Annotated in this window: 12 protein-coding genes; 6 read left to right on the top strand and 6 right to left on the bottom strand. The window is 29.1% G+C overall.

All coding sequences use genetic code 11. From position 1 onward, the window contains the following. The first annotated feature begins 197 nt into the window (after positions 1 to 197). The gene (locus tag EBB51_RS03860) at positions 198 to 842 is read left to right on the top strand and encodes a histidine phosphatase family protein (protein ID WP_123053247.1); all 645 of its coding nucleotides are present in this window, start codon (positions 198 to 200) and stop codon (positions 840 to 842) included. 67 nt (positions 843 to 909) lie between these two features. On the opposite strand, the gene EBB51_RS03855 is transcribed toward EBB51_RS03860, so the two are convergent. Next, complete coding sequence (locus tag EBB51_RS03855; RefSeq protein WP_123053246.1) at positions 910 to 2,889, bottom strand: hypothetical protein; 1,980 nt, start codon at positions 2,887 to 2,889, stop codon at positions 910 to 912. 294 nt (positions 2,890 to 3,183) lie between these two features. On the opposite strand from EBB51_RS03855, the gene EBB51_RS03850 reads away from it, so the two are divergent. Together EBB51_RS03850 and EBB51_RS03845 are read left to right on the top strand one after the other, a co-directional pair. Next, the gene (locus EBB51_RS03850; RefSeq protein ID WP_123053245.1) at positions 3,184 to 3,516 is read left to right on the top strand and encodes a PadR family transcriptional regulator; all 333 of its coding nucleotides are present in this window, start codon (positions 3,184 to 3,186) and stop codon (positions 3,514 to 3,516) included. Next, positions 3,509 to 4,183 carry a hypothetical protein gene (locus EBB51_RS03845; RefSeq protein WP_123053244.1) on the top strand — a complete coding sequence of 225 codons (675 nt, stop codon included), beginning with the start codon at positions 3,509 to 3,511 and terminating at the stop codon, positions 4,181 to 4,183. Before EBB51_RS03850 ends, EBB51_RS03845 begins: the two co-directional genes overlap by 8 nt. Before the next feature lie 297 nt (positions 4,184 to 4,480). Here the strand turns inward: EBB51_RS03845 and EBB51_RS03840 are convergent, their stop codons facing one another. Together EBB51_RS03840 and EBB51_RS03835 are read right to left on the bottom strand one after the other, a co-directional pair. Then, positions 4,481 to 4,933, bottom strand: coding sequence for a DUF134 domain-containing protein (locus EBB51_RS03840; protein ID WP_123053243.1), 453 nt, complete (start codon positions 4,931 to 4,933; stop codon positions 4,481 to 4,483). A 200-nt stretch (positions 4,934 to 5,133) separates the two neighbouring features. Further along, positions 5,134 to 6,534 (bottom strand): amino acid permease, encoded by a 1,401-nt coding sequence (locus EBB51_RS03835; protein ID WP_123053242.1) that lies wholly within the window; start codon positions 6,532 to 6,534, stop codon positions 5,134 to 5,136. 867 nt (positions 6,535 to 7,401) lie between these two features. Between EBB51_RS03835 and EBB51_RS03830 the strand changes: the two genes are divergently transcribed. Then, complete coding sequence (locus EBB51_RS03830; protein ID WP_243103910.1) at positions 7,402 to 8,634, top strand: hypothetical protein; 1,233 nt, start codon at positions 7,402 to 7,404, stop codon at positions 8,632 to 8,634. A 229-nt stretch (positions 8,635 to 8,863) separates the two neighbouring features. Next, positions 8,864 to 9,151, top strand: coding sequence for a metalloregulator ArsR/SmtB family transcription factor (locus EBB51_RS03825; RefSeq protein ID WP_123053240.1), 288 nt, complete (start codon positions 8,864 to 8,866; stop codon positions 9,149 to 9,151). Positions 9,152 to 9,235: 84 nt separating this feature from the next. On the opposite strand, the gene EBB51_RS03820 is transcribed toward EBB51_RS03825, so the two are convergent. Genes EBB51_RS03820 through EBB51_RS03810 form a run of 3 tightly spaced genes read right to left on the bottom strand, consistent with a single transcriptional unit; the run spans position 9,236 to position 11,170 of the window. Further along, positions 9,236 to 10,180: a DUF4097 domain-containing protein gene (locus tag EBB51_RS03820; protein WP_123053239.1), complete on the bottom strand. Its 945-nt coding sequence runs from the start codon at positions 10,178 to 10,180 to the stop codon at positions 9,236 to 9,238. Next, positions 10,173 to 10,835: a permease prefix domain 1-containing protein gene (locus EBB51_RS03815; protein WP_123053238.1), complete on the bottom strand. Its 663-nt coding sequence runs from the start codon at positions 10,833 to 10,835 to the stop codon at positions 10,173 to 10,175. The genes EBB51_RS03820 and EBB51_RS03815 overlap by 8 nt, the downstream gene beginning before the upstream one ends. Before the next feature lie 2 nt (positions 10,836 to 10,837). After that, positions 10,838 to 11,170 (bottom strand): PadR family transcriptional regulator, encoded by a 333-nt coding sequence (locus EBB51_RS03810; RefSeq protein WP_123053237.1) that lies wholly within the window; start codon positions 11,168 to 11,170, stop codon positions 10,838 to 10,840. A 309-nt stretch (positions 11,171 to 11,479) separates the two neighbouring features. Between EBB51_RS03810 and EBB51_RS03805 the strand changes: the two genes are divergently transcribed. Next, the gene (locus EBB51_RS03805) at positions 11,480 to 12,031 is read left to right on the top strand and encodes a helix-turn-helix domain-containing protein (protein ID WP_150131715.1); all 552 of its coding nucleotides are present in this window, start codon (positions 11,480 to 11,482) and stop codon (positions 12,029 to 12,031) included. Positions 12,032 to 12,094 lie beyond the last annotated feature (63 nt).

The following is a 12,094-nucleotide window of genomic DNA, read 5'->3' as shown; positions in this document are numbered from 1 at the left end:
ACTAACAATAGTTTAAATAATTTCATAAACTTTGATATATAAATTATTATTGAGTTTATTTCATTTCATTAAAATATTATAACACATTATAATATTTAATTTAAAATAAACTCACCTTCACTGTCCCTTGAAATTAATTTTTCAATGGTTTAAAATGAAGAATCGATATACAATATAAATATTTAAGGAGAAGTTCTATGAATACTGAATTATTGTTAATAAGACATGGTGAAACAGAATGGAACATCAAAGGTAAATTTCAAGGATGTCATGACATAAACCTTTCAAATCAAGGAATTAGACAAGCACAGTTTTTAAAAGAGAAATTAAACTACAAATTTGACTTTATCTATACAAGCCCTTTAATTAGAGCTATAAAAACTGCAAAAATAATTTGTAAAGATAATAACAATAACTTAAAACCTATAGTTGAAAATGATCTAAGAGAAATTAATTTTGGCAAATGGGAAGGACTTACTATAGATGAAATAAAAAATAATTATCCTATTCAATATCAAAGCTGGGCTACTGATAAAATAACAGCCCCACTTGTAGGTGGCGATTTAAGCTTAAGGAAAGCTAGTATACGTGCTAGAGATGCCATTATAAAGATTGCAAAATTACATAAAGGAAAAAGAATTGTAATTGTATCACATGGGGGAATTTTAAAAGCAGGGTTAATTGGAATATTCAACTGGGACATGTCTATGTACCATAAAATTCGTCTTGGTAATACTTCTATTTCAAAAATAGTCTTTAATGACGACTTTAAACCTTTAATAATGCTGTTAAATGATACAAGCCATCTTCCTCAAAATTGTGCCGTTAGATCTTATATATGAAAAAAAGCTGTGAATTTAAATATATAATTTAATTTCACAGCTTAAATTTTAATTTTAAATACGTTAGTTATGGTTGTCTAAAATTTTCTGTCTGAAACTGACCATGATATTGATTGTATACACCTTGGTATCTGCCCCATTGACCGTAACTTTTCTGTTCTTGTATTGCTGATTCAAATGATTGCATCATAGGACCTTCGCCCCATTTCAACACATAAACATCATAAGCACTTCTACCAAGATCTTGTGTTGTATTTATATCAAAATCAAAAAATGGACCGCCTGTATCACCAACTGTAAAAATACCAGCCGAATTTATATATTTCAACTGCGGAATATATATTTGAGTGCCTGCTCTCATGTTGTGTGCTGCAACTATTGATCCATTTCCATTACAATAATAACCTCCAGATCCCATTCCTTTTTCGCCATAAGAACTTATTATCGCATTTGGAAACTTATATACATAGTTTACCAAGTCAACAGTTCCTGATGATCCAGAATTATTAGAACTTGTACCATTAGAACTTGTACCAAGTGAATGTATGTCCTTAATTGAGTCAGCTGCAATATATCCTCTTTCCATATCTCCATTTGAAGTCTTATATTCAACTAAGTCATAGTTATTTTCTTTATTCAATATGGTTACTGTTTGAGATTTTGCAGTTCCATTTGAAACATATTCACTTGAAGGTCCAAAACTTACAGCAGTATTATCTTGAATTGTTCCAACTTGTTTATTACTGCCATAGTTTGCATCAGACACATTACTTAAGTCTGCATAACTTGCATCAATATACGCTCTTTTTTTTCCATCGTAAGTATTATATTCTACTAAGCATCTATTTCCTTCTTTATTCAAAACTGTAACTAATTCATTGTCTATATAACCTATATTAGCTGCATCATTTGATGAACCTGCATATATAGATATTCTTTTATTTATAAAAGTATCTGTATTTGTAGGTGCTGGATAAGAAGGATATCCATATCCATCTACTATAACATCTGAAGGCTTATAATTTACTCTTGCAACTTGATAATAATTATTTTTACAATAGTCTCCCTGTATCAATGTCAATGTTCCATCGCTGCCTATTGATTCAACTATTCCATTAAATTGTAAACCATTGTTTTTTAAATATGCGATTGAACCTATTTTAGGAGTATTTCCCCATAAACCCTTGTCCTTAAACCACTTCATTGAATCTGAATAGGATGAAGTCTTTGGAAATTCACTCTGCAGCCCTGAATTATATGCGGCCCAACTAATAAACGTTGAAGACCAAGGTATATTATTGGTCCCATACCATTCTCCATATTTTACTGTATTACCCTCGCTGCCACTTGCCAAAGTTCCTATTTGTGAACGTGCAGTATTTAAAAATCTCTTCACATTTGTATTTAAATCTGCAGGATCACTTGGAACAGCAGCATCACTACCTTGTGATGTTGAACCTAGTGTGACATTTTCTGAGCTAATATAACCTCTTCTTAATCCACCAAAATTATATGTATATTCGATGAAATACCAGCTGCCTTCTTTTCCTAAAACTTTTACTGTTTTATTGCTTATTGTATCATCGTTTTCATAATCATCACCTGGTCCAGAATATACTTTTACGCATTCACCAGAACAACCTATCTGTGAACTTTGGCTATGATCTACTACTGGAATGTTAGAATTTGGAGATACATAACTTTGATCGATATATCCTCTTAACTTGCCCTTGTCACTATTGTACTCAATATAATAAGAGTTACCTTCCTTATTTAATACTGTAACTTCGTCATTCTTTACCCACCTTACAGTTTTACTCGATCCTAAAGGTGCATAAAATATATCTGCAGGACCATTTATCTGCACTTTAGTTGATTGCGCAGCTGTGTTTGCATTTGATTGAGTACTAGCAAGAGTTTCATCATCAGCATAAACCTTATTCTTTGAAAGATACAGATTATCTGATATGCTTGCAAAAGAATAAATACTTACAATGAACACTGCCATAAAAAATACTTTTATAGCTTGTTTGATAAAATTTCTCAACTTCTGTCCTCCTTACTTTTAACATACTACCTATTACTTTACCATATAATGTGTTATTAGGTAAAGTCTATAGCCATAAAAGTTATAATTTGAGAGTTTATTAAAGTTATCTCGAGTTCCCTCAAATTATTTGAAAGTGCCTTATCATATCAATTAAATTCAATAAAATATATTATTAAATACTAACTAAAATCTTAAAATAATTTTAAATTTTTATCAAATCAACTACTTGACATTGCAATATACATGCATTACAATATAGTAACTAAGTTGTATTACATGGTAGGTGATATAATGGCTAATACATCTCAATTATTAAAAGGTATACTTGAAGGATGTATCCTAAAAATAATATCAGAGAAAGAAACATATGGATATGAACTCTATAGTTCATTGAGTAATTATGGATTTACGGACTTGTCTGAAGGAACACTTTATCCTCTTCTTATAAGATTAGAAAAGAATAAACTATTATCTTCAGTAACACGTGATTCTCCACTTGGTCCAAAGCGAAAATATTATTCTTTGACTAAACTTGGCGAATCCGAACTTATAGACTTTTGCAAAGCCTGGGATGACATATCAAAATCAGTTAATAAAATTTTGGATGGTGATTCAAATGAATAATATAAATTCTCTAATAAGACAGTTAAATAGTGCTTCTGAAAATTTAACTGATGAAAATAAGGAAGTATTTGATGACATAATAGTATTTATAAGAACATCAAATGTGAAATCGAAAGATGCAGAAGAATTCCTACAGCAGCTTTTAGATAGCTTTTTGACTGCCCAAAGTAAAAATGTAAGTTTGGAAGTTGTTTTAGGAACAGATAATTTTAAAAGTTATTGTGAAGACATAGTAACTGCCTATAAATCAAGTTACAACATATTTTCTAGGCTAGGAGAATATGTCATGTACCTGGGAATGATGATTTTGATACTAGTACCAATAAATTATGTATCTCAAAATTTAGTACAATATATAAAAAGTCGTACATTGAATTTAAGCTTATACTTAAATCTCTCTCTTGGAAGTATAGTAGAATTTATAGTCATAATTATTGGTATAATAATAATTATGTTATGGATAAACAAATCTTGTTTTAAAGAAAAACCAAAGAACAGTAAAAAAGAATTTTTTATTCTTTGGATAATATGTTCACTGTGGATAGGACTAATATTCTTATCATCAATTTTATTAAATAAAATACTTTTATTTAAAATAAATGTTGTAATTATTCTTATTTTAGGAGGAATTTTATATTTCTCAGGAAATTATGCAGCTGAAAAATAAATATATTTACTTTTCTCTGTTAGTTAGTTTTCCTATATAGGGTTTCCAAGTAAAAACTTAACTTACACGCAGAGAAATGCTCTCAAACTGTAAGTACATATAAAAACTTTTTTATCATTCTTAGCGAAGTATTTTAGAAAATCTTAGAACTTTTGATACTGTTTGAGGTACGAGTTTATCAAAGGTTCTTAGAGTTTCAAAATGCTGAACTTTAGAATGATTAAAAGTTTTTATCGTGCTGAAGTTTGAGAGCATTTCCCAGAGTGTAAGTTAAGTTTTGAATTAGAAACCCTACACTTATATGCTATTACACTTATTGCCCTTACACCACTTTCCACAAAACTTGGCTTTTTTACTACATACGACATTCTGTGAATGACACTTAGGACAAGTTACTCTATCTTGCTCATACTTTATATCATAAATTGTACCACAGTCCATACATTTAAATTTGCAAAAGTTTGTTGTATAGTTTCCGCCGCTAATTCTAATAGCGTTACCTTGTGTTAAAGCTAATGTAACCTTTTTTCTTGCACTATCTATTATATTTTGGAATGTTTGTCTGGATACCTGCATTTTTTCTGCACACTCTTCTTGATTCAATTCTTCAATGTCTTTAAGTCTCATAGCTTCAAGTTCTTCAACTTTTAAAACTATCTCTTTAATTTTGCACTTTCTTTCTCCAAAAGGAATAAAATAATTATATTTTGGAAAAAACTCAACTTTTCTAAACTTTGTCGGTCTTGGCATTTTTATTCCCCCTTAAATATCCATCTTTATTCCATATTTTTTAAGCCACTTTTGACTTTCTTTATATCTCCTTTACTTATCATAACAAATTAAGTAACACCTACAAAGTTATTTTATCATATTTGTAATCCATGTTACGCCGCACATAAACTTTTGTCTCATATATAAAAAAGCACAGCCTTTAAAGCTGTACTTTTATTTTAAGCACTTTTTTCTTCTTCTCTATAATCATTTTGAACAACACTGTGTCTTATACCATAAGTGAAGTAAATTAATAATCCTATAGCAAGCCAAATAAGGAATCCAATCCAAGTTACAATATGCATTGATTTCAGAAGAGTCAAACAGCATAATATTGTTATTATAGGTGTAAATGGAACCCCAGGACATTTAAATTTTCTTTCAAAATTAGGCATAGCTTTTCTTAAATATATAACTCCAGCAGATACAACCATAAAACTCAATAATGTACCTATACTCAAAAATTGTACTATTATATCTAGTGGTAGAAATCCTGCTATAACTGAAGCAATAATACCAGTTATTATCGTAGCTATATACGGAGTCTTATGAGTCTTATGAATCTTTGAAAATGCCTTTGGAATCAAACCATCTCTTGACATAACCATGAATATCCTAATTTGTCCATACAAAACAGCAATCATAGTAGAAATCATACCAAGAATTGCACCAACACCGACTAAAGCTGATCCCCAGTTAATACCTATTCTTGCTAAAGAAGCAGGTACTGCATTATCTGAAATTATTTCATTATATGGAACTATTCCTGTAAGTACAACAGCAACTGCGATATATAAAATACTAACTACAGTTAAACATATTATAATACCTCTTGATACATCCTTTTTAGGATTTTCAGCTTCTTCGGCTGCTGTTGAAATTGCATCAAAACCTATATACGAGAAAAATACTGTACTTGCACCAGTAAATATGCCTTTCCATCCAAAAGGAGCAAAAGGTGTATAATTCGATACCCTTATATGTGATACTCCAAGAAATATAAATAGCAAAATTATAAATACCTTAACACCAACTATAATATTATTTACTCTTGCACTTTCATGCATTCCATAACACAAAAGAGCTGTTAAAATTAATATTATCGCAACAGCAGGCAAATCTATTATTCCACCATTACTTGGTGATGCAGCAATTGCCTTTGGAAGCGTAATTCCAGCAGATTGCAAAATACCTCTAAATGTTCCAGACCATCCCGATGCAACTGCACTAGTTGCAACTAAATATTCAGAAGTTAAACACCATCCGATAATCATTGCAACAAATTCTCCAAATGCTATATAAGCATATGAATATGTACTACCAGCTACTGGAAACATGGTTGCAAGCTCACAGTAACATAATCCGCAAAGACATGCTATTATACCACATAAAACAAATGAAATTATAATTCCTGGACCAGCAGCATGAGCTCCTTCTCCCGTAGCTACAAAAATTCCAACGCCAACAACTGCCCCAATGCCAAGCGCTGCTATGTCTTTTGCTTTAAGATTTTTCTTTAAGCCAGTTTTTTCTACGCTTTTCATTAATTCATGTAATGACTTTTTCTTAAAAATATTCATTAAATTGCCCCCCTTTAATCTATATAATTTATTTTTCAAAATGTTATATATTTTTATATTATATAACGAATTTTGAAAAATAAAAGACCCAAAAATTCAACAAACGTTTTCTTTTGACTAAATTTTCTACTTTATATACAAACAAAAAATTTATAATTTTCATTTTATAAATAATTTCCTGCTAAAATTTTAAAATTATTATATTATATAATATATTTTTAACAATTCTTTCAGTATTTTTGCTTAATTCTTATTTTTGTATTTAATTTATAATTTATAAACTAGATGCTCTAAAGTAATGTTGAAATTGATTTTAATATTTGTCACATCATACTAATTATTACAATTTTTATGTTAAATATTTAAATGTAACAACTTATGTGTTATAATAAAGTTGTTATTATTTTAAACTTATCAAGTTCACCCTATTCTATTAATCTACAATTTTATAAAAATAATCTTATATGCAATTTACATATGTTTAATTAAGAAGGTATGTATAGGGTTTCTAGCTTAAAACTTAACTCATACTCAGGGATATATTTGTAAAATGATAGAACATTCAAAAAGTTTTTTGCAACTTTCAGTGAAGTATTTTAGAAAGTCTTAGTAGATTATCTGCAATTCGTAAATTGCAAAAATGCTAAGCATTTTTAGAGGACAAAGAACAATTGACATCGGTCAGTGAAGGAGGATTTTTCTCCGCTGTACTTAAGAAAAATCTTTAATTTAAAAGAAACTCATGTTCTTTTGCTGTCCTATGTCCTCTGTCCTCTGTCCTTTCAAAAATATCCCGGAGTATAAGTTAAATTTGGAATTAGAAACCCTATATTATAAAAATCAATATAGTGAAGGAAGGTATATATTGTGAAGGTTAATATAGGTATTGGTTTTGTTACAGGTCGTAAAAATTTTAAAAATTTGGTTAAGACTTATGTCGAAAGCCTAAATGAATCTCAAATTGACAGTAAAAAAGTCAACATAAATTTATTCGTTAACTTTGATTTAGGATATACAAAGACAAACATCAATGATTACATTATTACTGACAAAAATGTACTTGAAATAATCAATTCAATAAGTTATTTAGACAAAAGTAAAATATCAAATGAAATAGACTACTTGGTTAAAAACAATATAATGACATTAGAAGAATGTAAACTGATATTTGGTGAAGGATATGCAATGAAGAGAAATACAATCTTATATTTTGCTATAAAAAATAACATGGATTACCTTATTTTTATTGATGATGATGAATATCCAGTAGCTCCTATAAAAATTAATAATAAAATAGTCTGGGAAGGTCAGGACATTTTATCAACACATATAAAAAATATTAAAAACTCCGATATAACTTATGGGCGTCAATGTGGGTATATTTCGCCAATTCCAATAATTAAATTTAATAATGATTTTACAGAAGATGATTTCAAACTATTTATAGAATCCATCAGCAACGACATTATAAACTGGGAGTCAATTAAAGAAAAGATGGTAAATAGCGGCGTCACATATGCCGATCCTAAAATCATCAATAGTAATTTAATTGAAGAAGTCAATGAAATAAACGGCATGAAATTCATTTCAGGTTCAAATTTATGCTTTAACTTAAAAAATGTTGATAAATTATACCCGTTTTATAATCCACCGGGTGCCAGAGGTGAAGACACATTTATGAGTACATGCTTAAGTAATTGTACTGTAAAAAAAGTTCCATGCTACACCTTTCATGATGGATTCTCCAAGTATCAACATATACTAAAAGGAGTACTTCCAGGCAAACTAAAGGCTGTAGTTCCAAATACAAATGACATTATCAGGAGATTTCTATTAGCTTCAATAGGCTGGATAAGATATAAACCACTTTTACTCTATATTACAAATAAAAAAGATTATAATGCAAAAATAGGTAAAATGATGGATGACCTTACTAAAGTTACTCCCAAAGTTTGTGCATATTTTAAGAACAAAAAGTTTTTAAATATATTAGATGAACTCAAATTATACAACTTTCATGTAAGGGAACACTATGAAGAGTTTCAAAAAACAAAAGCAGCATGGATTAAAGCCAGAAATTTCGCATCTAAATTCCAGTAAAATTAATTTTTTTACTGGAATTTAGATATAAATTTTCAATTCTTCAAATTTTCCCTTAGAAGTAATAATATCTATTTTAGTAAGTTTATCATTCATCAATCCCACCTCCTTCTATAATCTTTTATTTTCTTTAATATAATCATTTATTCTTGGATTTCTGTAATTGACTATCATATTTATACATCGTAATATATGAATGTGAAAATACAGTTTAGGGAGAATCAAAATTATGAGTGATAATTTTAATAACTTTGAAAAATATAATGAAATAGCTAATTTATTTAAAATACTTGCACATCCAGTTAGGATATGTATAGTTACAGGGCTTCTAAAATCAGGGTCATGCAATGTTAGTCATATGCAAAATTGCCTTGGGATTCCTCAATCTACATTGTCTCAACATCTTCAAAAACTCAGAACGGCAGGGATAATAGAAGGCACGAGAAATGGTCTTGAAATCAATTACAAAGTTTGCAATGAAACAGTAATTAAATTAATTAATACTATATTTGATTAGATACCATAATGTAAAAATTTTATACTTAAATAAAAATAATTTTACCCAGCATTTTAAAATTGCTGGGTTTTTGAATATTATTCATCACTTGCTTGAAATGTCTATATCACCTGATACTGTACTTACATCTATTGTCTTATACGGGTCATTTCCTACCTGCGCAGACGCTTTGCTTTTTCTATCATTTTCATAATTTAATGGGAAATCCCCTTTTATATCTCCAGAAGTACACTCTCCTTCAAATTTAAAACTCAAATTCTGAGGAAGTATCAATTTTACATCTCCAGAAGTAGAACTTGCCTTTGCATACTCACCAATGGACTTGTAATTCATTTTTATATTCCCTGATACAGCTTTCGCATTTCCTGAACCTAAAATATACTTTACCAATATATCCCCTGATGCAGCTTCTATATTGTAATATTTAGAATCCAGACTGGCTATGTATATATCTCCCGAATTTGTTTTTATAGCAGCATTATTTGCAGTAATACTATTTTGAATTTTAAAATCACCGGAACCCTGACTGCAATTTATATCATTTAACTTCATATCTGAACTGAATAAGATATTTCCTGAAGATGTATTTACATCCAGGTCTTTCGCATAATCTTTAGGTATATAAATTTCTATTTTTTCATTAGAAGTATCCTCATCAAAATCAAATATACTAAAGGTAAATGCCCTATTTTTTGCACCTGTTTCAATTTGAATATTATCTCCTTGTTTTTTGATTGTAAACTTGTCTTTATCTTTCAATTTTCTAGATGAACTTTGTACCACTTTTAAACTTGGTTCATTTGTTGTCTGTATAATTACATTACCCCTAGGAAAATTCAAGCCTATTTTATTGCAATTACTTACTTGTATGCTCTGACTTTTTTGTACTATATATGAATCATCAATGTGTCCAAATTCAAACATTCCAAAACTTCCTGCATGTGAAATACCATATACTAAAAATGCTGCAGCTATAAAAGCAATAACTGACCATATTATAATCAATATTTTTATTAATCGTCTATTCATCTCGCTGCTCCCTCAATTTAAAACTTAAAGTTATAATTCTATTAACTGCAGCACCTATTATAAATATAATCCATGAATATGCCCAAGCTCCAAATACAAAGTTTAAAACAAAATACAAAGCAACTATGATAAGCCACATTATAGATTTTATTGACCTCATAATTTCCCTTTGATTATCATTTGAATATTTCCACTCCTTAAATTCTTCCACTAAAGTATCATCACCTTTCACATACTTTGGTTTTGAAGCGTGGTTATAAACTATAAGGCATGTAGCAATAGCATCCATGGTAATCATAATACTCACTGACACAACATCATTTACCATAAAAACCTCATTTAACAGTATTAAAACTACTACACTCATAATATATAAGCCTATTGATATAGATAAAATAAGTGCACTTTTTTTACAATACTCTTCATTATAGTTAAATGCATTTTTATCTTTTAAACCATCTATAAGCTCATCTACATCTCCAATACTTGAAATTGCCATTTTAAAAGCTTCCTCTTCATCTTTTCCAGATGACACTAAGTCATCATATTTATCTATTAGATTGGCTAAAAGCTCCTCCTTAAGCTCATTTGCCCTATAAGTTTGAGGTGTATTTTCAAACAATTCCTCAACACTCTTTCTCAATTTTTCATGCATCTTTAAATACCTCCATTAATTAATTTATCAATCAATTCTTTTGATTCATTCCAATCTAATCTATTTTGCTCTAATACTTTTTTTCCTTCTTCAGTTATAGAATAGTATCTTCTTCTTGCTCCTGTCTTTTGATCTCCCCAATAGGAAGTTATAAGAGACGCTTTTTCCAATCTTCTAAATGCTGAATAAAGAGTTGCTTCTTTAAGTTCATATTTATTATTTGTCTTTTTCTTTATAAACTTATTTATTTCATACCCATAACTATCCTTTTTAACCAGGTGTGCTAAAATTATAGTTTCAGTATGACCTCTTATAATATCTGAAGTTATAGACACTTCATCACCTCGCAATTTCTTTAAATCTTCTGTTGTTAAAACATTACTTCAATAATTTAGTTACATTATACATAAACATACATCGCCTGTCAATGTATATTTAAATCAGACATATATAAAATAAAAAATCCCATTTTGGAAATTTTGACATCAACCTGAAAAACGAATTATCATAATATAAAATATGCATAAATTAGTAGTAAAAAACCTCTATGGATTTGAAAATTGACATTATAGATATATAATGTAAAATAATACTTAAGAAGAGATTAAAATACTATATTATATAGTGATAAGGATGTGTTACTTTTGCTAGGACCTAAAATTAGAGAAATAAGACAGGAAAAAGGGTTAACATTAAACGAACTAGCTGATAAGACAAAATTAACAGCTAGTTATCTTTCTCAAATTGAGAGAAATATTATTGATCCTTCTATATCGTCATTAAGAAAAATTTCAGTTGAGCTGGGAGTACCTATCTATACATTTTTAACTGATGAAAAAAAGCAGAATGTGCTTATTCATGCAGAAAAGCGAAAAAAGCTTGAGCTTCCTAACTCCAGTATTATATACGAATTTGTTACTCCTATGGCTTCAGATAAAGAAGTGAATTCTAAAATGGAAATTATATATTTTCAATTGGATCCTTGCAGTTGGAGTAACGATGAGTTAATGATACATCCAGCAGATGAATGCATATTTATAATTGAAGGTACCGTTGAATTATATCTAGCAGAAGATAAGTATACTTTAAATAAAGGAGATAGTATTTACATACAAGAAAATATACCTCATAGATTTTATAATCCAACTTCCGAAAAGGTCATAGGTATAAGTAGTATATGTCCGCCAATATATTAATTAGTACACTAGTTTATTTTGAAGATTTAAACTGTATTCTTAATAGCAAGAATACAGTTTTTT

It is taken from the genome of Clostridium sp. JN-1 (genome assembly GCF_003718715.1).
GTDB lineage: Bacteria > Bacillota > Clostridia > Clostridiales > Clostridiaceae > Clostridium_AV.
The sequence above is the reverse complement of the archived record's forward strand: the minus strand, read 5'-3'. Positions and strand labels throughout refer to the sequence as shown.

What these genes read in the sequence shown, in the direction of transcription:
- EBB51_RS03825 (WP_123053240.1), top strand. Translation starts at nt 8,864, where the DNA reads ATGAGTGATAATTTTAATAACTTTGAAAAATATAATGAAATAGCTAAT.
- EBB51_RS03845 (WP_123053244.1), top strand. Translation starts at nt 3,509, where the DNA reads ATGAATAATATAAATTCTCTAATAAGACAGTTAAATAGTGCTTCTGAA.
- EBB51_RS03850 (WP_123053245.1), top strand. Translation starts at nt 3,184, where the DNA reads ATGGCTAATACATCTCAATTATTAAAAGGTATACTTGAAGGATGTATC.
- EBB51_RS03840 (WP_123053243.1), bottom strand. Translation starts at nt 4,933, where the DNA reads ATGCCAAGACCGACAAAGTTTAGAAAAGTTGAGTTTTTTCCAAAATAT.
- EBB51_RS03860 (WP_123053247.1), top strand. Translation starts at nt 198, where the DNA reads ATGAATACTGAATTATTGTTAATAAGACATGGTGAAACAGAATGGAAC.
- EBB51_RS03820 (WP_123053239.1), bottom strand. Translation starts at nt 10,180, where the DNA reads ATGAATAGACGATTAATAAAAATATTGATTATAATATGGTCAGTTATT.
- EBB51_RS03815 (WP_123053238.1), bottom strand. Translation starts at nt 10,835, where the DNA reads ATGCATGAAAAATTGAGAAAGAGTGTTGAGGAATTGTTTGAAAATACA.
- EBB51_RS03835 (WP_123053242.1), bottom strand. Translation starts at nt 6,534, where the DNA reads ATGAATATTTTTAAGAAAAAGTCATTACATGAATTAATGAAAAGCGTA.